Origin of the sequence: Kitasatospora sp. NPDC101176 (genome assembly GCF_044768035.1) — a bacterium.
Taxonomy (GTDB): domain Bacteria; phylum Actinomycetota; class Actinomycetes; order Streptomycetales; family Streptomycetaceae; genus Kitasatospora.
In genome coordinates this window covers 26,088-49,037 of sequence record NZ_JBIWPA010000037.1, presented here as the reverse complement: position 1 = coordinate 49,037, position 22,950 = coordinate 26,088, and the positions used below count along the sequence as shown (strand labels likewise).

Here is a 22,950-nt window from a genome sequence, read left to right as displayed (position 1 = left end):
AAGAACTGGGAGAGAATCGACGCCGTGAGTGCTGCGATGCGAAGCCGTACCCCCGACCGGCTCTGTGCCGACGCCGTCGAACTCGCCCGTCAGGCAGCCGAGGAGGCCGTCGGACCGGAGACCGTCGGGCCGCACCTCGGTGCCCAGGCGGACGCCGAGCGCGTCGTCACCCACACCTTCGAGTGCCTCGACGCGGCCTACCGCGGCTGGCACTGGGCGGTGACCGTCGCCCGCGCCCCGCGCGCCAAGAACGTCACCCTCGACGAGGTCGTGCTGCTGCCCGGCCCCGACGCCGTCCTCGCCCCCGAGTGGGTGCCGTGGAGCGAGCGGCTGCGCCCCGGCGACATGGGCCCCGGCGACCTGCTGCCGACCGGCGCCGACGACGCCCGTCTGGAGCCCGGCTGGAGCGGCGAGGACGAGCCCGCGCCGAACTCCGCGGTCGTCCTGGCGGCCGAGGAGGACCTGGTCGTCACCGACCCGGGCATCCAGCCCGCGCCGGCCCGCGCGCAGATCAACTCCGTCGCCGAGGAGCTCGGCATGGGCCGCAGCCGGGTGCTCTCCCGGCTGGGGCTGCACCTGGCCGCCGACCGCTGGGAGAAGGCCCACGGCCCGCAGACCCCGATGGCGCAGGCCGCGCCCGCCGCGTGCGGCAGCTGCGGCTTCCTGATCCCGATCGGCGGCTCGCTCGGTCAGGCCTTCGGCGTGTGCGGCAACGAGTTCGGCCCGGCCGACGGCCAGATCGTCTCCTTCGCCTATGGCTGCGGCGGGCACTCCGAGGCGGCCGTCATCCCGGCCCCGCCGGCGCCGTCCGAGCTGATCCTGGACGAGCTGGTGGTCGAGCCGCTGCAGCTGCACCCGGACCGGGCCTCCGGCTCGGTCGAGCCGGACGCCCCGGCGGAGGAGCTCGGGCACTCCTGAGCACGCGGTCCGCGGCCCGCCCCACCGAACCGGTGGGGCGGGCCGCTCCGTTTCCGGAGGTGGGAGGCCCGCGGGCGGGACCGGGCGGCGCGGGCGGGGGCGCGGTCCGGAGCAGGGGGCGCGGCGGGGGAGAATGCCCCCCGTACGAAGTACAGGGCGGCGGAAGGCGGCGGGTCCAGTGGAACCTCGGATCATCGGCAGCAGCACGGACGAGCACCTCGCGGACCCCTTCGGGAGCGCCGCGCTGCGCCGACGGGTGCTGGACGCCTGGGCCGCCTCGCCGTCCCGGTTCCGGGAGGACGCCAACGCCGAGGAGGAGCTCGCCCTCGGCGGCTACCGCGACCGCCTGGTCGTCGAGTTGGCGCAGAACGCCGCCGACGCGGCGGTCCGGGCCGGGCGCGGTCCCGGCCGGCTGCGGCTCACCCTCGCGGACGGCGTGCTGGCCGCCGCGAACACCGGGGCCCCGCTGGACGCGGCCGCCGTAGAGTCGCTGTCCACCCTGCGCGCCTCCTCCAAGCGCGGCGAGGCACCCGCCGTCGGCCGGTTCGGCGTCGGCTTCGCCGCCGTCCTCGCCGTCACCGACGAGCCGGCCGTGCTCGGTGCCGCCGGCGGGGTGCGCTGGTCGCTCGGCGAGGCCCGCTCGCTGGCCGACGCGCAGCCCGCGCTGGCCGACGAACTGCGCCGCCGGGACGGCCACGTCCCGCTGCTGCGGCTGCCGTTCGCGGCCGAGGGCCCGGCCCCGGACGGCTACGACACGGTGGTGGTCCTGCCGCTGCGCGACGCCGCCGCCGAGGACCTGACCCGCCGTCTGCTGGCCGGCGTCGACGACGCCCTGCTGCTGACCCTGCCCGGCCTCGCCGAGGTCGTCGTGGAGACCCCGGAGGGCACCCGGACGCTCACCCGGGCCGCCGCCGAGCCGCGCCCCGACGGCGTCACCGAGGTCACCGTCACCGACGACGCGGGCGGCCGGCTGCGGCAGACCGTCTGGCAGACCGCCGGCGCCACCGGGACCCTGGCTCCCGAACTGCTCGCCGACCGCCCGACGGAGGAGCGCGCCCGCCCGTACTGGACGGTCACCTGGGCCGTGCCGGTCGCCGCGGACGGCACCCCGCAGCCGCCCGGCATCGCCGCGGTGCTGCACGCCCCGACCCCCAGCGACGAGCCGATCGGCCTGCCCGCGCTGCTCATCGCCTCCTACCCGCTGGACTCCACCCGCCGGCACGTGGCCGCCGGCCCGCTCGCCGACTTCCTCACCGAGCGCGCCGCCGACAGCTACGCCGACCTGCTGCGGGCCCGCGGCGCCGACCTCGGCTCGCTGGGACTCGTCCCCGGGCCGCTCGGCCGGGGCGCGCTCGACAGCGCGCTGCGGGCGGCCGTCCTCGCCCGGCTGCCCGGCACCCCGTTCCTGCCCCACCCGGCCCCGGTGGAGGAGGGCACGCCCGCGCTGCGGCCCCGGGACGCCACCCTGCTGGAGGGCGCCGACGGCTCGGTGGTCGAGGCGCTCGCGCCGATCTTCCCCGGGCTGCTGCCGGCCGGCCTGGAGCGCCGCACCGAGCTGCGGGTGCTGAACGTGCGCCGGGTGCCGCTCGCCGACGTGGTCGACCAGCTCGGCGGCCTCGACCGCGAGCCCGCCTGGTGGCGCAACCTGTACGCGGCGCTGGGCGCGGCCGACCCGGAGGCGCTCGGCGCGCTGCCCGTGCCGCTCGCCGACGGCCGCACCGTCACCGGCCCCCGGAGGGTCCTGCTGCCCTCGGAGGACGCGGACTGGGCGGCCTTCCCCGGCTACCCCGAGTCGCTGGCCGGCGCGCTCGCCGCCCTCGACCTGCGGCTGGCCCACCCGGAGGCCGCCCACCCGCTGCTGGCCCGGCTCGGCGCCGGCACCGCCACCCCGGCCGGTGTCCTCGACACCCCTGAGGTGCGCGCCGCCGTCGCCCGCTCGCACGACCTGGCCGAGGACGACCCGGACGCCGCTGCAGACCTCGCCGACGCCGTCCTGGCGCTGGTCAGGGCCGCCGCCCCGGCCCCCGGCGAGCACCCCTGGCTGGCCCGGCTGGCCCTGCTCGACGACGAGGGCGAGCCCGCCCGGGCCGGTGAACTCGTCCTGCCCGGAAGCCCGTTCGCCGCCCTCGCCCGGGAGGAGGACGCCGGCTGGGTGGACGACGAGCTGCTGGACCGGTGGGGCCCGGAGGTGCTGACCGCCGTCGGCGTGCTGGCCGACTTCGTGCTGGTCCGCGCCGAGGACGTGGTGCTCGACCCGGACGACCTGGAGCGCCTCGACCCCACCGCCCCCGCCGACCGCGCGGCCGGCGGCCACCCCACCGGACTGCTCGACGAGGCGCCCGACGGCCTGGCCGAGTGGGCCGAGGAGGTGCTGGAGACCCTGCACGCCGACGACGCGGTGGGCGTGCCGCCGGTGGCCGCCGAACTGCTGGCCGTGCGCGACCTCGACCTGGTCGACGACGACGCGTGGCCCGAGGCGCTCGCCGCCCTCGCCCGCCCGCCGTACCGGGACGCCGTGGTCAACCCCGTCCGCACCCTGCTGCCCGACGGCTCCTACGCCGACCTGCCGCCCTACACCGCCTGGTGGCTGCGCGACCACCCGGTGCTCGACGGCCGCGAGCCCGCCGGGCTGCGCGCCGCGGGGGCCGACCCGCTGCTGCGCGGCCTCTACGACGAGGCCCGCACCACGCTGGACGAGCAGTTCCTGCACGCGCTGGGCGTGCGCACCACGCTGGCGGCGCTGCTGGCCGAGCCGCACGGCCCCGACGAGGTGCTGGACCGGCTCACCGACCCGGCGTCCGAGATCGGGCACCGCCAACTGCACGGCGTGCACAGTGCGCTGGCCCGGGTCGACGCGGAGCGGATCGAACCGCTGGACGTGGTGCGGGCGCTGCCGCCGCTGGACCGGGACACCGGCCGCCGCCCGGCCCACACGGTGATCGTCGACGCCACCGAGGCGGTCGTCGCGGACGCCCCCGACCTGGTCCAGCTGCTGCACGGCTACCCGCTGCTGCCGGTCGCCCCGGCGCTCGCCGCCGACCTGGCCGAGCGGCTGCACGTCTCGCTCGCCAGCGAGGTGGCCGGCGGGCGGGTGCTCTCGGAGGGGACGCTGCACCGGGTGCCCGCGGTGGTGCGGGAGCTGCTCCCCGGCTGCCCGGTCGCCTACGAGGAGCACGAGGAGCTGCTGGTGGTCGGGCCGGACGGCGCCGAGGCCGCGGTGGACTGGCGCTGGGACACCGGGGCGGACGCGCCGGAGGCGCCGTACGACCCGGACACGGCCGAGGCCGCCGACGAGGACGACGAGTTCGAGCTCCCGCCGGTACCCGGACTGCTGCACGCGGCCACCCCGGAGGGCCTGGCGGCCGGGCTGGCCTGGTCGGTCGGGCAGTGGCACCGCCGCTTCGAGGTGCTGGCCGCGCTCAGCGAGCCGGACCGGGCCTACGAGCTGTCGGCGGCGCGGGACTTCGAGGGCTGACCGGGCCGAACGGGCTGACCGGACTGACCGGACTGACCGGACTGACCGGACTGACCGGGCGGGGCCGGCTGAGCGGGCGGGGCGGCCGCCCGGTCCGGTCCCGGTCGTAGGGCGGGCCGGTCCGGCCCCGCGCCGGTCAGTCGTCCGACCGGCGCTGCACGAAGTGCCAGGTGATCTCCAGGAGCACCCCGCAGACCAGGGCGACGCCGACGCCGATCCACGGGTCCCGGGTGCCGACCAGGGAGAGCTGGAAGAAGTCCGACAGCCAGGGCACCAGCAGGACCAGGGCGAAGGCGCCGCCCATGCAGCCGATCAGCAGCAGCCGCCACCAGTTGTACGGGCGGGCGACGATGGCGAGCACCCAGAGGGCGATCAGGAAGAGCGTCAGGGTGGCCACGCTGGTGTCGGCCTTGAGGTCGGTGGCGTGGTCGGCACGGGCCAGCGAGTAGGCGACGAAGGTGCCCGTCCCGGCGATGACGCCGCCGGGGACGGCGAGCCTGAGCACGCGCCGGACGAAGCCGGTGCGGGCCCGTTCGTTGTTGGGGGCGAGGGCGAGGAAGAAGGCCGGCACACCGATGGTGAGCGTGGAGAGCACGGTGGAGTGCCGGGGCAGGAACGGGTACGGCGAGTGGGTGAAGATCACCAGCAGCGCCAGCAGCACCGAGTAGACCGTCTTGACCAGGAACAGGCCGGCGACCCGCTCGATGTTGCCGATCACCCGGCGGCCCTCGGCGACCACCGAGGGCAGGGTGGCGAAGGAGTCGTTCAGCAGCACGATCTGGGCGACGGCCCGGGTGGCGTCGCTGCCGGTGCCCATGGCCACGCCGATGTCGGCGTCCTTGAGCGCGAGCACGTCGTTGACGCCGTCGCCGGTCATCGCCACGGTGTGGCCGCGGGACTGCAGGGCGCCGACCAGCTGGCGCTTCTGCTGCGGGGTGACCCGGCCGAAGACGGTGGTCCGCTCGGCGGTGTCCGCGAGGGCCTCCGGCTCGGTGGGCAGGGTCCGGGCGTCCAGCGGGTGGTCGGCGCCGGGCAGGCCGAGGTGGGCGGCGACCGCGCCGACCGCGACGGCCGCGTCGCCGGAGATGACCTTGGCCTGGACCCGCTGGCCCTCGAAGTAGCGCAGGGTGTCGGCCGCGTCGTGGCGCAGCCGCTGCTGGAGCACCACCAGGGCGAGCGGGACGAGCCCGGCCGCCGGGTCCGGGGAGTCGAGCGGGGCCGGTGAGCGGCCGAGCAGCAGCACCCGCAGGCCCCTGGCCCCGAGCTCGTCGACCTCGGCGAGCGCGGGGTGCCCGGCGGGCAGCAGGACGTCCGGGGCGCCGAGCAGCCAGCTGGCCTCGCCGCCGTGCGGTTCCAGCAGCTGCACGCCGCTCCACTTGCGGGCGGAGGAGAACGGCATCGCCTCGATCACCCGCCAGCCGTCCCCCCGGCCGTCGTCGCCGCGTCCGTAGGCGTCGATGACGGCCTGCATGGAGGGGTTGGGGCGGGCGTCGGCGCCGGCCATCACGCCGAGCGCGTGCTCGACGGCGGCCGGGGCGGGCGTTCCGGGAGCGCCGTCGGAGAGGATCCGCAGGTCGACGACGTCCATGCCGCCCTCGGTGAGGGTGCCGGTCTTGTCGAGGCAGACGGTGTCCACCCGGGCCAGGCCCTCGATCGCGGGGAGCTCCTGGACCAGGCACTGCTTGCGGCCGAGCCGGACCACGCCGATCGCGAAGGCGACCGAGGTCAGCAGGACGAGGCCCTCGGGGACCATCGGGACGATGCCGGCCACCATCCGGCGCACCGCCTCGCGCCAGTCGCGGCCCTCGACGGCCAACTGGCTGATGATCAGACCGATGGCGGTGGGGATCAGCAGGTAGGTGATGAACCGCAGGATGCTGTCGATGCCGCTGCGCAGCTCCGACTTGACCAGGGTGAACCGGCTGGCCTCCTCGGCGAGCTGTGCGGCGTACGCCTCGCGGCCGACCTTGGTGGCGGTGAACGCGCCCGCCCCGGCCACCACGAAGCTGCCGGACATCACCTGGTCGCCGGGCTGCTTGAGGACCGGGTCGGGCTCGCCGGTGAGCAGCGACTCGTCGATCTCCAGGCCGTCCGCCTCGGTGACCTCGCCGTCGACGATGACCTTGTCGCCGATGCCCAGCAGCACGGTGTCGTCGAGCACGATCCCGCCGACGGCGATCTGCTGGACGGCGCCGTCGCGGCGCACCTGGGGGCGGGCCTCGCCGATCAGGGCCAGGCTGTCCAGGGTCTTCTTGGCGCGCAGCTCCTGGACGATGCCGATCGCCGTGTTGGCGACGATGACCAGGCCGAACAGACCGTCCTGGATCGGACCGACGACCAGAATGATCCCGAACATCACGCCGATGATCGCGTTGAAGCGGGTGAAGACGTTCGCCCGGACGATCTCCTTGGTGGAGCGGCTGGACCGGACGGGAACGTCGTTGACCTGGCCCCGCGCGACGCGCTCGGCGACCTCGGCGGCGGTCAGGCCGCCGCGCCGGCCGGGCAGCAGGCCGAGCGGGTGCGCACCGTCGGGGCGGTCGCCGTCCGCGGGCTGCTCTTCCGAGGAGTGGGCAGGCTGCGTCATGGCACCGACTCTACGGGTGCCTTATGTCCGATGCGTGCTACTAAAGGACTATTCAGTCCGACTGGGTGGCCGGGTCCTGGCCGCCGCCCCCGACCGCCCCCGCGGCGGCCGCGGCGGCGCGGTCGCGGGCGATCGCGTCCCGGCGGGCGCGGCAGTACCAGAGGCCGATCAGGCCGAGGAGGCCGCCGGACAGGCAGATCCACGGCCAGGTGCCGTGGCCGTGGTCGGAGAGGGTGCCCTGGAAGGGGAGCAGGGCCAGGAAGGCGACGAACCACAGCACCGTGCCGCCGCCGACGATGGCGACGTCGTTGGCCTCCAGCGGAGGGGGCGAGGGGTGCAGCGGCGTCTTGGGCATGGGGCCTAGCGTACGGTGCGGCGGGTGGCCGGCCGCCCCGGGACGGGGAGCCGCTCGCCGGGAAGTCGCCGGATCCGTGCGGGGCGCTCGTCGGAGCCGTGTCGGGCGGGCCAGATCCTCCGCGGATTCCTGCCCCAAGTGTCGTTCTACGCGCGAAGATAGCGCGTGTGCGATCGGGAAACCATACTTGAAGTCCCGCGCCCGGCCACCGTCGCCACGGGCGTTCTCCCCCTCCTCAGCTCCCCCACAGAGGACGCACGCATGCCTGTGGTCCAGCCGGCCACCGAGTCGCCCGACCCCTCCTCCAGCACGCCGAATCCCCCCACCGGCGTCCTGGACCGCTTCTTCCGGATCAGCGAGCGCGGCTCCACCCTGCCGCGGGAGATCCGCGGCGGCGTGGCCACCTTCTTCACCATGGCCTACATCCTGGTGCTCAACCCGATCATCCTGGCCAGCGCCACGGACATGACCGGGGCCCACCTGGACAGCGCCCAGCTGGTCACCGCCACCGCCCTCACCGCCGCCCTCACCACCCTGCTGATGGGCGTGATCGGCAACGTCCCGATCGGACTGGCCGCCGGCCTCGGCGTCAACACCATCGTCGCGCTCCAGCTCGCCCCCAGGATGACCTGGCCGGACGCCATGGGCATGGTCGTGCTGGCCGGCTTCGCGATCATGCTGCTGGTCGCCACCGGTCTGCGCGAGCGGGTCATGAACGCGGTGCCGCTCGGCCTGCGCAAGGCCATCGCGATCGGCATCGGCCTGTTCATCACCCTCGTCGGGCTGGTCGACTCCGGCTTCGTCAGCCGCATCCCGGACGCCGCGCACACCACCGTCCCGCTGCAGCTCGGCGCCACCGGCCACCTGCTCGGCTGGCCGGTGCTGGTCTTCGTGTTCGGCCTGGTGCTCACCCTGGTGCTGGTCGTCCGCAAGGTGCCCGGCGCGATCCTGATCAGCATCGTCGCGAGCACCGTGCTCGCCGTGGTGATCGACAAGTTCGCGGACGTCCCGGCGCTCAGCTGGGGCCTGACCGTCCCGGCCTGGCCCGGCAACCCGGTCGCCGCCCCGGACTTCGGCCTGGTCGGCCAGGTCAGCCTGTTCGGAGGCTTCGGCAAGGTCGGCGTGCTGACCGGCGTGCTGTTCGTCTTCACCGTGCTGATGTCCTGCTTCTTCGACGCGATGGGCACCATCCTCGGCGTCGCCGACGAGGCGCACCTGCTCGACGAGAAGGGCGACCTGCCGGGCATCAACCGGATCCTGATGGTCGACGGCATCGCCACCGCGGCCGGCGGCGCCACCTCCTCCTCCGCCAACACCTGCTTCGTCGAGTCCACCGCCGGAGTCGGCGAGGGCGCCCGCACCGGCTTCGCCTCGATCGTCACCGGCCTGCTGTTCGCGGTGGCGCTCTTCCTCACCCCGCTCGCCACCATGGTCCCGGCCCAGGCCGCCACCCCGGCCCTGGTCACCGTCGGCTTCCTGATCCTGGCGAACTCCGTCCAGGAGATCGACTGGGCGGACTACACCATCGCGATCCCGGCCTTCCTGACCATCGTGATGATGCCCTTCACCTACTCGATCACCAACGGCATCGGCTTCGGGTTCATCGCCTTCTGCATCCTGCGGCTGGCGGCCGGCCGGGGCCGCAGCGTGCCCGTCCCGATGTACGCGGTCGCGGCGGTGTTCGCCTTCTACTACCTGATGCCGGCGCTCGGCCTGCTCTGACGGCTCCGGTACGCCCGCGGCCCCGTGCTCCCCGTGGAGCGCGGGGCCGTTCGATATCGCGAAGGCGCCACGGCTGATATCGTTTTTCTGTTGTCGCCCCAGGGAGGAACGGCCATGACGCGTACGGTGATCGACCTCGACGACGACCTCCTGGCCGAGGCGCAGCGCCTGTTCGGCACGACCACCAAGGTCGCCACGGTCAATGCGGCGCTGCTGGAGGCCGTGAAGCTGGCCCGCCGGATAGAGCTCGCCGACGCCATCGCCAGTGGGGAGTTCGACCTCCTCGACGAGCCGGGCACGTCGGCTGCGGCGTGACCCGGGAGCGCTACCTGATCGACAAGTCGGCCTTGGCGCGCTGGGGGAAGCCGACGGTGCGGCCGGTTCTCGACGACCTCTCGCAGCGCGCGCTCCTGGCGGTCAGCGCGGCGGTCGAGATGGAGGTGCTGCACAGCGCCCGGAGCGCGGCGGAGGCGGACCGGCTGAGCCACCTGCTCAGGGGTTTCGACTACCTGCCGTGCACCGACGAGGTCTGGGACCGGGCGAAGGACGTCCAGCGTCGTGCGCTGTTCCGGGGCAACCACCGCGCTCTGTCGATGGCCGACATGCTGATCGCCGCCACGGCCGAGCGGCACGGGGTCACGGTGCTGCACTACGACGGCGACTACGACATGATCGCGTCGATCACCGGGCAGCCCGCTCGCTGGGTCGTGCCGGCCGGATCCGCCGACTGACTTCCCGCCTGGGTCGGTGCCCGGTCCCGATGCCCTTCCGTCCCGGCCTGCTCTGACGGCTCCGGTACGCCCGCGGCCCCGTGCTCCCCGTGGAGCGCGGGGCCGCGGGCGTCGGTGGCCGGGTCAGTGCACGCAGAACTCGTTGCCCTCGATGTCGGCCATGACCGTCCAGGCGCCGCCCGGTTCCTCGACGTCGCGCAGGACGGTGGCTCCGAGCGCGCTCAGGCGGGCGACGGTGGACGCGCGCTCGCCCTGGCCCGGGTGGACGTCGAGGTGGAGGCGGTTCTTGCCCTGCTTGGGCTCGGGGACGGCCTGGAAGAGCACGCGGCGGCCGAGACCGGTGCCGGTCGCGGGGTCGTACGGGTCGTCGGGGTGGCGGACGGCGGCGAGGGAGCGCCAGGCGGGGTGGCCGTCGACCTCGGTGACGGCGTCCGGGGCGACGGCCCCGGCGTCGAGCAGCCGGGTGATCAGGGCGGTGTGCTCCTCGAGGGCGTAGTCGAGGGCGGCGGCCCAGAAGGCGGCGAGCCGGTTCGGGTCGGCGCAGTCGATGACGAGCTTCCAGTGCAGCGGCATGTAACCGGTTCTACCGGTGTCGCGGGGCGCGGGCAACGACCGGCTCGCACAATGTCAAAAAGGCGACTGTTGAGGGCAGTTGGCGGTGGGAATACTGCCTGGACGGACACGGGGAGGGGACGCGACCGATGGTGCAACAGGATCCGCCCGGGGGGGACGAGGCGAAGCTGCTGCCGGACCTGTTCTGGACGGCGGACAAGGCTTCGCTGGACGGCCAGCGCGAGACGCTGCGCTGGTACCGCGGACTGATCGCGATGCTGGTGATCGCGGCCGTGATCGGCTCGTTCCCCGGCCCGGACCACAAGGGCGACAGCGACATCACGCCACTGTTCTCGGTGGCCGCCTTCCTGATCGCCGGCTACTTCTGGTCGCGGCTGCGCCGCGGCAACCCGCAGGGCCGGTGGTACGAGGCCAGGGCGGCGGCCGAGTCGGTCAAGACGCTGGCCTGGAAGTACACCGTCCGGGCCCGGCCGTTCGACGGCGGGGCGGACTCCGCGGACGTCGACCGCGGCTACCTGCTCCAGGTCGAGGACGTGCTGCGGGCCTTCGAGGACCCGGAGATCGTGCCGCCCGGCACCGTCCCGGAGATCACCGAGGAGATGCGGCGGGTGCGGGCCGGGAGCCTGACCGCCCGCCGCACGCTCTACCTGCGCACCCGGGTGGAGGGGCAGCGCACCTGGTACCGCGCCCGGGCCGAGGCGTGCGAGACGCAGGCGGTGTCCTGGGGGCTGGGCATCGCCGCGCTGATCATCATCGGCGCGGCGGCGGCCATCGCCCAGGCCACCGGAGCCCTCCAGGTGCACGTCTTCGGGGCCAGTTCGGCCGCGGCGGCCGCCGTCATCGCCTGGACGCAGCTCAAGCAGCTGCGCCCGCTGGCCGCCGCCTACCAGCTGGCCGCGCGCGAGCTGGAGAACGTCGGCAACCAGCTCTCCGACCTCGACCTGCGGGCGCCGGACGCCGAGGCGCGCTGGGCCCGGATGGCCGCCGAGGCGGAGGACGCGGTGTCCCGCGAGCACACCACCTGGCGGGCCCGCCGGGCGTTCCCGAGGTAGCCGGGAGGCGTCAACTCGGGGGAGGGGCTGGGGAGATCCGGCGAAGCAGGGACCATCCCGGGGGCACAGGTGTGCGGGGTGCGTGAGGGTCGGGCGGGGAGCCGCGAAACGTAATCATTACGTGTCCATGCCCTGGTTTCATCGCCTCCGCGCGACCCCCAGTCCTGCCCGGAGGCCCTTCTTGCGCATTCTCCTGATCACCAGCGCGTTCAACAGCCTGACCCAGCGCGTCCACACCGAGCTGCGCGAGCGCGGCCACCGGGTGGCCGTCCGACTCGCCCTCGACGAGGAGCGGATGCGGGCGGCGGTGGCCGACACCGACCCCGAGCTCATCGTCTGCCCGATGCTCACCAAGGCCGTGCCGGAGGACATCTGGTCCACCCGGACCGTCCTGATCGTGCACCCCGGCCCGCAGGGCGACCGCGGCCCCTCCTCGCTCGACTGGGCGATCACCGAGGGGGCGGAGCGCTGGGGCGTGACCGTCCTGCAGGCCGTCGAGGAGATGGACGCCGGTGACGTCTGGGCGTCCGTCGAGTTCCCCGTCACCGCCTGCGGCAAGAGCGAGCTGTACCGCGGCGAGGTCGCCGACGCCGCCGTCGAGGCCGTCCTGCTCGCCGTCCAGCGCTTCCAGGGCGGGCTGTTCACCCCCGAACCGCTCGACTACGGCCGGCCGGACGTCCACGGGAGGCTGCGGCCGCCGCTCCGGCAGGGGGACCGGCGGATCGACTGGGCCGCGGACGACACCGCGACGGTGCTGCGCAAGCTGCGGGCCGCCGACTCCCAGCCCGGTGTGCTCGACGAGCTGTACGGCCGCGAGTACTTCCTGCACGGCGGCCACCCCGAGGACGAGCTGCGCGGCCCGGTGCCCGGCGCCGTGCTCGCCACCCGCGACGGCGCGATCTGCCGGGCCACCACGGACGGCGCGGTGTGGATCCCGCAGCTGCGCCCGCGCCGCACCCCCGGCGGTCCGGCCACCTTCAAGCTGCCGGCCGCGACGGTGCTCGCCGACCGGCTGCACCGGGTCCGCGAGGTGCCGGTGAGCCCGTCGTCGGCGGCCCGCCGGGACACCTGGTCGGAGCTGCGCTACCGCGAGGAGGGCGACGTCGGCTTCCTGGAGTTCGCCCACGCCGGCGGTGCGATGGACACCGGGCAGTGCCGCCGGCTGCTCGCCGCCTACGTGGAGGCGGCCGACCGGCCCACCTCGGTGCTGGTGCTCGGCGCGCCCCGGGACTTCTACTCCAACGGGATCCACCTCAACGTCATCGAGGGCGCGTCCTTCCCGGCGCTGGAGTCCTGGGAGAACATCAACGCGATGGACGACCTCGTCCACGCGGTCCTCACCACCACCGACAAGCTCACCGTCGCCGCACTGGCCGGGAACGCGGCGGCCGGCGGCCTGATGCTGGCGCTCGCCGCGGACGAGGTGTGGTGCCGGGAGTCGGCGGTGCTCAACCCGCACTACCGGCTGATGGGCCTGTACGGCTCCGAGTACTGGACGTACACCCTGCCCGCCCGGGTCGGCGCCGAGCGGGCCGAGCGGCTCACCACGGAGGCGCTGCCGGTCGGCGCCGAACAGGCCCGCCGGATCGGGCTGGTGGACCGCACCCGCGGCGGGGACGCCGCGGCCTTCCGCCGCTGGGTGGCCCGCGAGGCCGCCCGGCTCGGCGGCTCGCCCGAGCTCGCCGGGCGCCTGGTGGAGAAGAAGCGCCGCCGGGCCGCCGACGAGGAGGCGAAGCCGCTGGCCGAGTACCGGGCGGAGGAACTGCGGCGGATGCACGCCAACTTCTACCGGGCCGGCGAGCCGTACCACGCGCTGCGGCGGGACTTCGTGCACAAGGTCTGCCCGGTGGCCACGCCGGCGCACCTGACCGGACTGCTCGGCCGTCCGGAGTAGCCGGGGTCATCGCGCGGCGGCGCCCGGCCGGGGTGGGGGACCCGGCCGGGCGCCGCCGCGCCGGGGGTTCAGCGCTGGGCGCCGACCCGGTTCAGCGGCCGCCGCTGCCGCGGCACCAGCGGGGCCGCCGGTCCGGCCAGCAGGGGCTGCGAGGAGGCGCGGCTGGGGGAGACCGCGAAGGCCAGCGAGCCGAAGAAGACGTAGCAGCCGAGCCCGACGCCCAGCGGGAAGATGAACTGGAGCGCCATCACCCCGCTCTGGACGGACTGCGCCGGGTCCAGCCGCACCGAGAGCGCCGCCATGCCGGTGTAGTGCATCGCGCAGACCGCCACGCCCATCACCGGCGCGGCCGCCAGGACGGCGAGCGTGCCGCGGATGTTCAGGGCGGCCCAGAGCGCCGCCGTCGCGGCGAACACCGCGATCCCGACGGAGAGTCCGACGGTGACGTGGTCGTAGCCGAGGTGGCCGGGCAGGACCATCGCCGCCATGCCCAGGTAGTGCATGGCGGCGACGCCGAGCCCGGTGGTCAGGCCGCCGGCCAGCAGCGACAGGACGGGCCTGCGGCTGTACCCGACGGTGAACAGCCCGACGCCGACGACGGCGACGGCGACCACGAGGCTGAGCACGGTGAGCCCGGGCCGGTAGCGGATCTCGACCCCGCTGACGGAGAAGCCGAGCATCGCGATGAAGTGCATGGACCAGATGCCGGCCCCGAGCGAGCTGGAGGCGAAGAGCAGCCAGACCGCGCGGGTGCGGCCCTGCGAGACGAGGGCCCAACGGGCGCTGCGCAGCGCGACGAAGGCGCCCACGCAGGCGATGAAGTACGAGACCGCCGGTGTCACCCAGCCGTGGTCGGCATGGTGGATCTCACCCAAGAGAGCTCCCTGGAGGGATGAGGGGATGCGGGCGCCAGGGCTCGGGCGGAGGCGGTGGGCCGGAACGGGTCGGCCGGTGGAACGCGCGGGTGGGCGCGGGAGGACGAGGGCTCCGCCGTGGGGAGACCTGGGCGTGTGGTGCCCCTGACAACGGGGACAGTAGCCACTGCCCGGCGGCGGCACAATGTTCGGGGTTTTCGTGAAATCCCAGGTCAGGATGGGCCTTTACGCGGTCTGCATGATCTTGGCACCAAGCCCTGACACGGCCTGCGCACGGCCCCCGGGCCGGTTGGTGCGTTACTCCAGGGGGGCTAGCCCGAACGGGTGGCCGGCCGGGTCGATCAGCACCTTGAGCGTCCGGCCGTGCTGGTACGTCGGCTCGGTCGCGCCGAGCTCCAGCGCCTTCGCGGTGGCCTCGTCGAGGTCGTCCACGTAGAAGTCGAGGTGGAAGTGCTTGCTGCCGTCCGGCTCCGTCCACGGCTCCGGGCGGTAGTCGGTGACCCGGCCGAAGCCGAGCGGGCTGCCGCCCTCGGGGTTGTCCAGGATCGCGAAGTGCTCGTCCGAGTGCCGGGTCTCCCAGCCGAGCAGCTCGCCGTAGAACGCGGCCAGCGCGACCGGGTCGGCGCAGTCGATGGTGACCATGGCGAGCCGGGCGAAGCCGGTGTCGTTCTGCTCGGTGGCGAGGTCGGACATGTGTGGTCGGCCCTTCTGGGAGTGGTGTCGGCCCTTGCGGAAGGGGGAGCGGGCACCCGGCGGCGCGTCGGATCGTGGCCTACGACCAGCATCGCACCGGGGCGATCTTCCGGCGCGGCGGTGCGTGCGGGAGAGGGCGGCGCGGGGCCGCCGGGTGGGGGGTGCCGCGGTGCGTGCGGCGGTGTCGGGAACCGGGGCCGCCGGGGCGGGCGGGGCGGGCGGGAACCAATTTTCCTTAGCGAGAGTAATGAGATAGGCTAAGGACATGCCCGAGATGTCCGAGCAGGACCTCGCAGCGGTCAACCAGCTGCGGTCGTCCACGATGCGCCTCTCCCGTCGACTCAAACACCAGAGGGTGGAGGAGTCGCTGAGCCCCACCGAGATGGGGGTGCTGGGCACCCTCGCCCGGTGCGGAAAGGCCACACCGGGTGAGCTCGCCCGGAAGGAGCACGTGCAGCCCCCGTCGATGACCAGGATCGTCGCGATGCTGGAGGAGAAGGGGCTGGTGCGGCGCGAGCCGCACCCCGAGGACCGCCGTCAGGTGGTCGTCAGCAGCACCGAGCAGGCGGAGGCGATCCTCGCGGAGAGCCGCCGCCGGCGCAACGTCTGGCTCGCCGAGCTCGCCGAAGGGCTCGACGAGGAGGAATGGGCCGTCCTCCGCGAGGCCGCGCCCGTGCTCTACAAGCTCGCACACCTCTAGGCACACCCACTCCGGCGAGCCGGCCGGAAGAAGAAGGAGCACCGCATCACCGCAGGACCGACCACCGAAACCAGGAGCGCGACGGCCTTCGCCTGGGCCGCCGCGCCGCGAGGGGAGACCACCTTGACACCGCCGGCCGCAGCCAGCGCCGCCGCCGTCCGCACCGACGACGTGACCACCGACCCCACCGCGGCCGGTGCCGCGGCCGCCGACCTCCAGGCACCCGCCCCCACGGGGCTGCCCGGCAGCGGCGACGACGACCCCGACGAACGCACCGCGGCGGACGACCCCGCCGCTCCCGGCCGCAGCCACGCGGCCACGTCCCCCACCGGAGCCCGCTTCACCCGGCCCGGGGGGATGTTCTCCTCCCTGCGCGTCCGCAACTACCGCTACTACTTCGCCGGCCAGGTGGTGTCCAACACCGGCACCTGGATGCAGCGGATCGCCCAGGACTGGCTGGTGCTCAGCCTCACCGGCAGCCCGCTCGCCGTCGGCATCACCACCGCCATGCAGTTCCTGCCGATGCTGCTGCTCGGCCTGTTCGGCGGCGTGCTCGCCGACCGGATGCCCAAGCGCCGGCTGCTGGTCTACACCCAGGGCGCGATGGGCCTGCTCGCCGCCGGCCTGGCCGTCCTGACCATCGGCGGCGTCGTGACGCCGTACTACGTGTACGCCTTCGCGCTGCTGCTCGGCCTGGTCACGGTGGTCGACAACCCGACCCGGCAGGCCTTCGTCTCCGAGATGGTCGGCCCCAAGGACCTCTCCAACGCGGTCAGCCTGAACGCCGCCAACTTCCAGACCGCGCGCCTGGTCGGCCCCGCCGTGGCGGGCCTGCTGATCGCCGCGGTCGGCAGCGGCTGGGCGTTCGCCGTCAACGCGCTGTCCTTCGCCGCCGTGATCGGCGGGCTGCTCGCCATGCGCGAGTCCGAACTGCGCCCGACCGCGCCGATCGCGCGTGAGAAGGGGCAGTTGAAGGAGGGGCTGCGGTACGTGAAGGAGCGGCCCGAGCTGCTCTGGCCGATGGTCCTGGCCGGCTTCATCGGCACCTTCGGCTTCAACTTCCCGACGCTGCTCTCCGGTTTCGCCCACGACACCTTCAAGGTGGGCGCCGGGCAGTACGGTCTGCTGAACACCGCGATGGCGGTCGGTTCGCTGGCCGGCGCGCTGCTCGCGGCCCGCCGCGGCGCACCCCGGCTGCGCCGGCTGGTGGGGGCCGCGCTGGCCTTCGGCACGCTGGAGGTGGTCGCCGCGTTCGCGCCCGACTACTGGACCTTCGCGGTGCTGCTCACCCTGATCGGGGTGTTCGGGCTCAGCTTCAACACCTCCGTCAACTCCGCGCTGCAGCTGGGCACCGACCCGGCGATGCGCGGCCGGGTGATGGGGCTGCTGGTGCTGGTCTTCACCGGTGGCACGCCGATCGGCGCCCCGGTCGTCGGCTGGGTGACCGCCTCGTACGGGCCCCGGCTGGGCCTGCTGGCCTGCGGACTGGTGTCCGCGCTGGCCGCCGGCGTGGTCGGGCTGGTGCTCGCCCGCAGCGCCGACCTGCGGCTGCGCCTCGACCTGCACCCGGGCCGCGGCGGGCGGGTGGTGGCCTTCGTGCCGCGCACCGGCACCACCAGCAAGTCCCAGCTGGCCGCCGCCTGCTGACGGGCCGTCGGGCCCCGGGGGAGCGCCCCCGGGGCCCCGCGGTCACAGCCGGATGGCGAGGACCTGGCCGGGCCAGACGCCGTCCCCCTGCGCGACCTCGAAGCCCTCGGTCTCGGTGAAGCCGAGCGCGCGGTAGCGGCCGACCAGCTTGCGGTCCGCGCCCGCGTAGCAGTCCACCCGCAGCAGGCCGAGGCCGCGCCGGCGGGCCTGCGCCACGGCGTCGGCGATCAGCGCGGCGCCGATCCCCGAGCCCTTGCGGCTGCGGTCGGTGACCAGGTTGCGGATGAACAGCTCGGGCTCGTCCGCCGGCGGGACGTGCGGCCCGCGCTCCTCGGAGAGCACGCAGGAGCCGACCGTGCGGCCCAAGCCGTCCACGGCGAGCCGGATCAGGAACGGCTCCGCGCCGTACCGGGCGACGTGCCCGGCCCGGGCCGGGACGGTGCTGAAGGGCTGGTCGCCCCACTGGCCGGTGCGGCCCTGGCCGGCCAGCCAGGCGACGGCGCCGTCGAGCAGGGCGAGCACGTCCGGGATGTCGTCGGGGCCGCCGGTGCGGATCGTCACGCCAAGGGAATCGGTCATGGGACGTTCTAACCCGGACGGCCTCCCGCGGGAAAGCGGGGGCGCGGCGGCGCGGGGGAGGATGGCGGCATGAGGCTGTTCGTGGCGGTGCACCCGCCGGACCGGGCGCTGCGGGGGCTCGCCGCCGCGGTCGAGCCGCTGCGCGGGCTGCCGGGGGCGGACCGGCTGCGCTGGACCGCCGTCGACGGGTGGCACCTGACCCTGGCGTTCCTCGGCGAGGTGGCGCCCGAGCGGGTTCCGGAGCTGGACGCCGGCCTGGCCGGGGTCGCCGAGGTCCACCCGGTGCACCGGCTGCGGCTGTCCGGGGCGGGCCGGTTCGGCGACCGGGTGCTCTGGGCCGGGGTGGAGGGGCAGGCCAGGGCGCTGGGCCGGCTCGCGGAGGCCGTCTCCGGGGCCGTCGCCGAGGTGGCCGGGGCGGCCGGTGCCGAGGCCTTCCACCCGCACCTGACCCTGGCCCGGGCGGGTTCCTCGCGCGGCCACCGGCGGGCCGTCCAGCGGGTCACGGCGGCCGAGCTGGACGCCCTGGCGGCCGTGCTGGCCGACTACCGGGGGCCGGAGTGGGAGGCCGCCGAACTGCACCTGGTGCGCAGCGACCCGGACGGCGGCGGGGCGCGCTACACCACGCTGCGCTCCTGGCCGCTGGCGGACTGGTGCTGAACCGCCCCGCGGGCGGGCCCGGCGGCGCTCCGCGGGCCGGGCTGCGGGGGAGCGGACCGGCCTCGGCGTCCGGACGGGTGTGGGCCGGAGGTACCCTCGTTGACCGTGGATCCCAAGACTCGTATGCGTATCGTGACCGGCACCCTGGTGCTGCTGCTGGTCGTCGTGCTGATCAGCTCGCTGTCCGGCCGCTAGGGCGTGTCTTTCGGATCACGTCGGATCAGCGGGCGTCGTTGGGGTGCGTGCATCGGCGGCGCCGAGGAGGGAGTCCATGCGGTGGGGGCACCTCCCGGCCGCCAGGCTGGGGGCCATCGGCGACTGACGAGAAGCCGGCGTGGGGGTACCCCCGGCCGAAGGCTGGGGGAGTGCGTGCCCCGGCGGCGATCGCCTGGCGTGATCCGAAAGACACGTCCTAGGGCGCCCCTGGACGCCCCCGGGGCCGCCCGGGGACGGCTGAGGGCCACCGCCCGCCGGGCGGTGGCCCTCAGCCGTGCGTGGAGCCCGTCAGAGCTGCTCGACCACGTGGTCGATGCAGGCGGTGAGCGCCTCGACGTCGGCCGGGTCGATGGCCGGGAACATCGCGATGCGCAGCTGGTTGCGGCCGAGCTTGCGGTACGGCTCGGTGTCCACGATGCCGTTGGCACGCAGTGCCTTGGCGACCGCGGCGGCGTCCACCGACTCGTCGAAGTCGATGGTGCCGACCACCTGGGAGCGCTCGGCCGGGTTGGCCACGAACGGGGTGGCGTAGGAGGACTTCTCGGCCCACGAGTACAGCCGGGACGAGGAGTCGGCCGTCCGGGCGACGGCCCAGTCCAGCCCGCCGTTGCCGTTCAGCCACTCCAGCTGGTCGGCCAGCAGGAACAGGGTGGCGATCGCCGGGGTGTTGTACGTCTGGTCCTTCGACGAGTTGTCGATGGCCGTCGGCAGGTCGAAGAACGGCGGGATGTAGCGGCCGGAGCCGGCGATCTCGGCGGCGCGCTCCAGGGCGGCCGGGGAGAACGCGGCCAGCCAGAGGCCGCCCTCGGAGGCGAAGGACTTCTGCGGCGCGAAGTAGTAGACGTCGGTCTCGGTGATGTCCACCGGCAGGCCGCCGGCGCCCGAGGTGGCGTCCACCAGGACGAGCGAGCCCTCGTCGGTGCCCACCGGGCGCTTGATCGGCATCGCGACGCCGGTCGAGGTCTCGTTGTGGGTGAGGCCGTAGACGTCCACGCCGGCCTCGGCGACCGGCAGCGGGTGGGTGCCCGGGGCGGTCTTGATCACGGTCGGCTCGGCGAGCCAGGGCGCGGCCTTCACCGAGGAGGCGAACTTGGAGGAGAACTCGCCGAAGTCCAGGTGCTGGGACTTCTCCCGCACCAGGCCGAAGGCGGCGATGTCCCAGAAGGCGGTGGAGCCGCCGTTGCCGAGGACGACCTGGTAGTCCTCGGGGAGCGAGAAGAGGCTGCTCACGCCCTCGCGCACGCGCTTGACCAGGTTCTTGACCGGGGCCTGGCGGTGGGAGGTGCCGAGCAGCGAGGTCTGGGTGGCGGCGAGGGCACTGAGGGCCTCGGGGCGCACCTTGGACGGTCCGCAGCCGAAACGGCCGTCTGCGGGCTTGATGTCAGCGGGGATCTGGATCTGAGCCACGCGCGCAGCCTACCGGCCGGGAACCGGCCCGGGGTACGGTCGTCCGCCTCCTGAGATTGTGATCTTCGCTGCCCCCCGACGTGCGGACAGCGGGCCCGGCGGAGGCCGGACCCGCTGTTCAGAGGCGGTGCGCAGGCGGTCGACCGGTGTGCGGCCGGTCGACTCAGTGGGCGATGGCGCCCCAGCCCTCGATCTCCTCGGGGCGGCGCGGGCCGGGGCCGATGTAGCGCGCGGCGGGGCGCACGAGCCGGCCCGTGCGCTTCTGCTCCAGGATGTGCGCCGACCAGCCGGCGGTGCGCGCGCAGGTGAACATCGAGGTGAACATGTGCGCCGGGACCTCGGCGAAGTCCAGCATGATGGCGGCCCAGAACTCGACGTTGGTGGCCAGCACGCGGTCCGGGCGGCGGTTGTGCAGCTCCTCCAGCGCGGCCTTCTCCAGCGCCTCGGCGACCTCGAAGCGCGGCGCGCCGAGCTCCTTGGCGGTGCGGCGCAGCACGCGGGCGCGCGGGTCCTCGGCGCGGTAGACGCGGTGGCCGAAGCCCATCAGGCGCTCGCCGCGGTCCAGCGCGTTCTTGACCCAGGCGGTGGCGTCGCCGGTGCGCTCGATCTCCTCGATCATGCCGAGCACGCGGGACGGCGCACCGCCGTGCAGCGGGCCGGACATCGCGCCGACCGCACCGGACAGGGCGGCCGCGACGTCGGCGCCGGTGGAGGCGATGACGCGGGCGGTGAAGGTGGAGGCGTTCATGCCGTGCTCGGCGGCGGACGTCCAGTAGGCGTCGATGGCCTTGACGTGCTTCGGGTCCGGCTCGCCCCGCCAGCGGATCATGAAGCGCTCGACGACCGTCTCGGCCTTGTCGATCTCGCTCTGCGGGACCATCGGCAGGCCCTGGCCGCGGGCCGACTGGGCCACGTACGACAGCGCCATCACGGCGGCCCGGGCGAGGTCGTCGCGGGCCTGCTCGGCGGAGATGTCCAGCAGCGGCTTGAGGCCCCAGACCGGGGCGAGCATGGCGAGCGCGGACTGCACGTCGACCCGGATGTCACCGGAGTGGACGGGGATCGGGAAGGGCTCGGCGGCCGGCAGGCCGGGGTTGAACTTGCCGTCCACCAGCAGGCCCCAGACGTGGCCGAAGGAGACGTGACCCACCAGGTCGTCGATGTCGACACCGCGGTACCGCAGGGCGCCGCCTTCACGGTCGGGTTCGGCGATCTCGCTCTCGAACGCGACGACTCCCTCAAGTCCGGGTACGAAGTCGGACATGCGACGGCTCCTTCAGTTCTGCGATCGGCGCTCCGCCGTGGTGGGGCGGGCACGCCAGTGACCGAATGGTGGTTGGCACTCGGTGCCAGAGTGACAGGCACGGGGTGCATTGCGCCATACACCACCGCGGTGATGTTGCCCATGGGCCCGCTTGACTTTTCCGCCGAGGGTCGGTCGTGCCCGGGAAATCTCCGGAGCCAAACGTCTGGTTCCGGACAATTCACCGTACGACGGGCGGTCAAGCGGTGGCGAGACACCTTATCTCCCACCGCGGTTTGTCCGGAGGTAGCGGTGCCGGTTGCTTGTCGTACGGGATGATGTTGACGTGCAGACCCCGGAACGCGCCCAGTCGACGCCCCAGAGCCCCGCCACCCGGATCCTGGCCGACGAGGCCCGCCCCGGCCCGGACCTCACCGTGATGCGCAAGCACTACACCCACGAGGGCCTGGTCGAGGAGCAGCTCGCGCCAGAGCCGATCGGCCAGTTCACCCGCTGGTTCCACGAGGCCGACGACGCCGGACTGGTCGAGCCCAACGCCATGGTGCTCTCCACCGCCGACGCCGCGGGGCGGCCCAGCTCGCGCACCGTCCTGCTCAAGGGGTACGACCTGCGCGGCTTCGTGTTCTTCACCAACTACGGGTCCCGCAAGGGCGCCGAGCTCGCCGCCAACCCGCACGCCGCACTGCTCTTCCCGTGGGTCGCGCTGGCCCGCCAGGTGATCGTCCAGGGCCGGGTGGAGAAGGTCGGGCGGGACGAGACCGCCGCCTACTTCCGCACCCGGCCGCACGGCTCCCAGCTCGGCGCCTGGGCCAGTGAGCAGTCCAGCCCGGTCGGCAGCCGCGAGGTCCTCGAACAGCGCTACGCCGAACTGGAGCGCCGCTACCCGGAGGGCGAGGGCGTGCCGGTGCCGCCGTTCTGGGGCGGCTACCGGGTGGTGCCGGAGAGCGTCGAGTTCTGGCAGGGCAGGGAGAACCGGCTGCACGACAGACTGCGCTACCTCGCCGAGCCGGCGGCCCCCGCCGGGTGGCGGGTCGAGCGGCTCTGCCCGTAGGGCGACCTCCCGGTCCGTCGGCGCCCCCGGCTCGTCCGGCCCGTCCTGCGCCCGCATCCCGTATCCCGGCGCCCGGCCCGTCCGGCGCTCCCGGCGCGCGGCGTCACCACGGAACTGATGACCCGTCATGCCCGATGTGTAACAATGTGCTGCCCGTCGCGCGGTGCCCGGGTCGAGGCTCTTCCGGCCGGCAGCCCGCTGTGCCGGCACGATCGAGTGAGGGACTGATGGGCGTCACCGGTACGGAAACCGCCGCTGGACTCGGCTCGGACCTGGTCGACGTCGCCGCCCTGCCGCTCGACGAACTCGACGCCCTGCCCGAGACCGTCCTCGGTGACCTGCTGCGCCGGGTCGTCGCGGACGCCTTGGCCCCCGGCGCCGAGCCGCTCGCCGCCTTCCAGTCGGCCCTCGACCGCTGACCCGACCGGCGGCTGACCGCCGGTTAAACCCCAGGTGACCCGCGGAGTTCGACAACTTCCCGCGAGGTTGGTGGAGTTCACGACATGCTGGGTATCAAACCAGCGCCGTCGAGGCACCGTCGGGCCCGGGGGGAA

The 22,950-nt window shown here is 74.3% G+C and carries 20 protein-coding genes; 12 read left to right on the top strand and 8 right to left on the bottom strand.

From position 1 onward, the window contains the following. Positions 1-36 precede the first annotated feature (36 nt). Positions 37-918 carry a DUF3027 domain-containing protein gene (locus ACIRS1_RS33535; RefSeq protein ID WP_360212590.1) on the top strand — a complete coding sequence of 294 codons (882 nt, stop codon included), beginning with the start codon at positions 37-39 and terminating at the stop codon, positions 916-918. Between the two features lie 178 nt (positions 919-1,096). Next, complete coding sequence (locus ACIRS1_RS33530) at positions 1,097-4,393, top strand: sacsin N-terminal ATP-binding-like domain-containing protein (protein WP_402845941.1); 3,297 nt, start codon at positions 1,097-1,099, stop codon at positions 4,391-4,393. A 136-nt stretch (positions 4,394-4,529) separates the two neighbouring features. Here ACIRS1_RS33530 and ACIRS1_RS33525 read toward each other — a convergent pair whose 3' ends face one another. Together ACIRS1_RS33525 and ACIRS1_RS33520 are read right to left on the bottom strand one after the other, a co-directional pair. Then, positions 4,530-6,980: an HAD-IC family P-type ATPase gene (locus ACIRS1_RS33525; protein WP_402845940.1), complete on the bottom strand. Its 2,451-nt coding sequence runs from the start codon at positions 6,978-6,980 to the stop codon at positions 4,530-4,532. A gap of 52 nt (positions 6,981-7,032) precedes the next feature. Continuing rightward, positions 7,033-7,335, bottom strand: coding sequence for a DUF2530 domain-containing protein (locus tag ACIRS1_RS33520; protein ID WP_402845938.1), 303 nt, complete (start codon positions 7,333-7,335; stop codon positions 7,033-7,035). A gap of 261 nt (positions 7,336-7,596) precedes the next feature. Between ACIRS1_RS33520 and ACIRS1_RS33515 the strand changes: the two genes are divergently transcribed. From ACIRS1_RS33515 to ACIRS1_RS33505, 3 genes are all read left to right on the top strand, one after another. Beyond that, positions 7,597-9,057 carry an NCS2 family permease gene (locus ACIRS1_RS33515; RefSeq protein ID WP_387900815.1) on the top strand — a complete coding sequence of 487 codons (1,461 nt, stop codon included), beginning with the start codon at positions 7,597-7,599 and terminating at the stop codon, positions 9,055-9,057. A 114-nt stretch (positions 9,058-9,171) separates the two neighbouring features. After that, positions 9,172-9,372, top strand: coding sequence for a type II toxin-antitoxin system VapB family antitoxin (locus ACIRS1_RS33510; protein WP_402845936.1), 201 nt, complete (start codon positions 9,172-9,174; stop codon positions 9,370-9,372). After that, the gene (locus tag ACIRS1_RS33505; RefSeq protein WP_402845934.1) at positions 9,369-9,788 is read left to right on the top strand and encodes a PIN domain nuclease; all 420 of its coding nucleotides are present in this window, start codon (positions 9,369-9,371) and stop codon (positions 9,786-9,788) included. Before ACIRS1_RS33510 ends, ACIRS1_RS33505 begins: the two co-directional genes overlap by 4 nt. A 123-nt stretch (positions 9,789-9,911) precedes the next feature. On the opposite strand, the gene ACIRS1_RS33500 is transcribed toward ACIRS1_RS33505, so the two are convergent. Continuing rightward, positions 9,912-10,361 (bottom strand): VOC family protein, encoded by a 450-nt coding sequence (locus ACIRS1_RS33500; RefSeq protein WP_360212576.1) that lies wholly within the window; start codon positions 10,359-10,361, stop codon positions 9,912-9,914. Positions 10,362-10,489: 128 nt separating this feature from the next. Here ACIRS1_RS33500 and ACIRS1_RS33495 point away from each other — a divergent pair, with 128 nt between their 5' ends. Beyond that, positions 10,490-11,413: a DUF4231 domain-containing protein gene (locus ACIRS1_RS33495; protein ID WP_402845932.1), complete on the top strand. Its 924-nt coding sequence runs from the start codon at positions 10,490-10,492 to the stop codon at positions 11,411-11,413. Between the two features lie 181 nt (positions 11,414-11,594). Then, positions 11,595-13,307, top strand: coding sequence for a hydrogenase maturation protein (locus tag ACIRS1_RS33490; RefSeq protein ID WP_387900820.1), 1,713 nt, complete (start codon positions 11,595-11,597; stop codon positions 13,305-13,307). Positions 13,308-13,375: 68 nt separating this feature from the next. Here ACIRS1_RS33490 and ACIRS1_RS33485 read toward each other — a convergent pair whose 3' ends face one another. Both ACIRS1_RS33485 and ACIRS1_RS33480 read right to left on the bottom strand, forming a co-directional pair. Then, the gene (locus ACIRS1_RS33485; RefSeq protein WP_360212570.1) at positions 13,376-14,182 is read right to left on the bottom strand and encodes an MHYT domain-containing protein; all 807 of its coding nucleotides are present in this window, start codon (positions 14,180-14,182) and stop codon (positions 13,376-13,378) included. A 297-nt stretch (positions 14,183-14,479) separates the two neighbouring features. After that, positions 14,480-14,875, bottom strand: coding sequence for a VOC family protein (locus ACIRS1_RS33480; protein WP_387900822.1), 396 nt, complete (start codon positions 14,873-14,875; stop codon positions 14,480-14,482). A gap of 265 nt (positions 14,876-15,140) precedes the next feature. On the opposite strand from ACIRS1_RS33480, the gene ACIRS1_RS33475 reads away from it, so the two are divergent. Together ACIRS1_RS33475 and ACIRS1_RS33470 are read left to right on the top strand one after the other, a co-directional pair. After that, a complete protein-coding gene (locus ACIRS1_RS33475; RefSeq protein ID WP_360212566.1) occupies positions 15,141-15,575 on the top strand; it encodes a MarR family transcriptional regulator in 435 nt (144 codons plus the stop codon). A 357-nt stretch (positions 15,576-15,932) separates the two neighbouring features. After that, positions 15,933-17,222 (top strand): MFS transporter, encoded by a 1,290-nt coding sequence (locus ACIRS1_RS33470; protein ID WP_360212662.1) that lies wholly within the window; start codon positions 15,933-15,935, stop codon positions 17,220-17,222. 42 nt (positions 17,223-17,264) lie between these two features. On the opposite strand, the gene ACIRS1_RS33465 is transcribed toward ACIRS1_RS33470, so the two are convergent. Then, positions 17,265-17,801: a GNAT family N-acetyltransferase gene (locus ACIRS1_RS33465; protein WP_402845929.1), complete on the bottom strand. Its 537-nt coding sequence runs from the start codon at positions 17,799-17,801 to the stop codon at positions 17,265-17,267. A 69-nt stretch (positions 17,802-17,870) separates the two neighbouring features. Between ACIRS1_RS33465 and thpR the strand changes: the two genes are divergently transcribed. Next, the gene (thpR, locus tag ACIRS1_RS33460) at positions 17,871-18,458 is read left to right on the top strand and encodes an RNA 2',3'-cyclic phosphodiesterase (RefSeq protein WP_402845927.1); all 588 of its coding nucleotides are present in this window, start codon (positions 17,871-17,873) and stop codon (positions 18,456-18,458) included. Positions 18,459-18,962: 504 nt separating this feature from the next. Here thpR and serC read toward each other — a convergent pair. Together serC and ACIRS1_RS33450 are read right to left on the bottom strand one after the other, a co-directional pair. After that, entirely contained in the window at positions 18,963-20,081 is a 1,119-nt protein-coding gene (serC, locus tag ACIRS1_RS33455) for a phosphoserine transaminase (RefSeq protein ID WP_360212560.1), read from the bottom strand. Between the two features lie 163 nt (positions 20,082-20,244). Continuing rightward, the gene (locus ACIRS1_RS33450; RefSeq protein WP_360212558.1) at positions 20,245-21,345 is read right to left on the bottom strand and encodes a citrate synthase 2; all 1,101 of its coding nucleotides are present in this window, start codon (positions 21,343-21,345) and stop codon (positions 20,245-20,247) included. 418 nt (positions 21,346-21,763) lie between these two features. Here ACIRS1_RS33450 and pdxH point away from each other — a divergent pair, with 418 nt between their 5' ends. Then, complete coding sequence (gene pdxH, locus ACIRS1_RS33445; RefSeq protein WP_402845990.1) at positions 21,764-22,396, top strand: pyridoxamine 5'-phosphate oxidase; 633 nt, start codon at positions 21,764-21,766, stop codon at positions 22,394-22,396. A 227-nt stretch (positions 22,397-22,623) separates the two neighbouring features. Next, the gene (gene fxsA, locus ACIRS1_RS33440; protein WP_402845925.1) at positions 22,624-22,815 is read left to right on the top strand and encodes an FxSxx-COOH cyclophane-containing RiPP peptide; all 192 of its coding nucleotides are present in this window, start codon (positions 22,624-22,626) and stop codon (positions 22,813-22,815) included. Positions 22,816-22,950 lie beyond the last annotated feature (135 nt).

Excerpts from the sequence above, each read along its gene's own strand:
- ACIRS1_RS33535 (WP_360212590.1), top strand. The coding sequence starts at position 37 with ATGCGAAGCCGTACCCCCGACCGGCTCTGTGCCGACGCCGTCGAACTC.
- ACIRS1_RS33525 (WP_402845940.1), bottom strand. The coding sequence starts at position 6,980 with ATGACGCAGCCTGCCCACTCCTCGGAAGAGCAGCCCGCGGACGGCGAC.
- ACIRS1_RS33520 (WP_402845938.1), bottom strand. The coding sequence starts at position 7,335 with ATGCCCAAGACGCCGCTGCACCCCTCGCCCCCTCCGCTGGAGGCCAAC.
- ACIRS1_RS33515 (WP_387900815.1), top strand. The coding sequence starts at position 7,597 with ATGCCTGTGGTCCAGCCGGCCACCGAGTCGCCCGACCCCTCCTCCAGC.
- ACIRS1_RS33510 (WP_402845936.1), top strand. The coding sequence starts at position 9,172 with ATGACGCGTACGGTGATCGACCTCGACGACGACCTCCTGGCCGAGGCG.
- ACIRS1_RS33500 (WP_360212576.1), bottom strand. The coding sequence starts at position 10,361 with ATGCCGCTGCACTGGAAGCTCGTCATCGACTGCGCCGACCCGAACCGG.
- ACIRS1_RS33495 (WP_402845932.1), top strand. The coding sequence starts at position 10,490 with ATGGTGCAACAGGATCCGCCCGGGGGGGACGAGGCGAAGCTGCTGCCG.
- ACIRS1_RS33480 (WP_387900822.1), bottom strand. The coding sequence starts at position 14,875 with ATGTCCGACCTCGCCACCGAGCAGAACGACACCGGCTTCGCCCGGCTC.
- ACIRS1_RS33475 (WP_360212566.1), top strand. The coding sequence starts at position 15,141 with ATGCCCGAGATGTCCGAGCAGGACCTCGCAGCGGTCAACCAGCTGCGG.
- ACIRS1_RS33470 (WP_360212662.1), top strand. The coding sequence starts at position 15,933 with ATGTTCTCCTCCCTGCGCGTCCGCAACTACCGCTACTACTTCGCCGGC.
- ACIRS1_RS33465 (WP_402845929.1), bottom strand. The coding sequence starts at position 17,801 with ATGACCGATTCCCTTGGCGTGACGATCCGCACCGGCGGCCCCGACGAC.
- thpR (WP_402845927.1), top strand. The coding sequence starts at position 17,871 with ATGAGGCTGTTCGTGGCGGTGCACCCGCCGGACCGGGCGCTGCGGGGG.
- ACIRS1_RS33450 (WP_360212558.1), bottom strand. The coding sequence starts at position 21,345 with ATGTCCGACTTCGTACCCGGACTTGAGGGAGTCGTCGCGTTCGAGAGC.
- pdxH (WP_402845990.1), top strand. The coding sequence starts at position 21,764 with ATGCGCAAGCACTACACCCACGAGGGCCTGGTCGAGGAGCAGCTCGCG.
- fxsA (WP_402845925.1), top strand. The coding sequence starts at position 22,624 with ATGGGCGTCACCGGTACGGAAACCGCCGCTGGACTCGGCTCGGACCTG.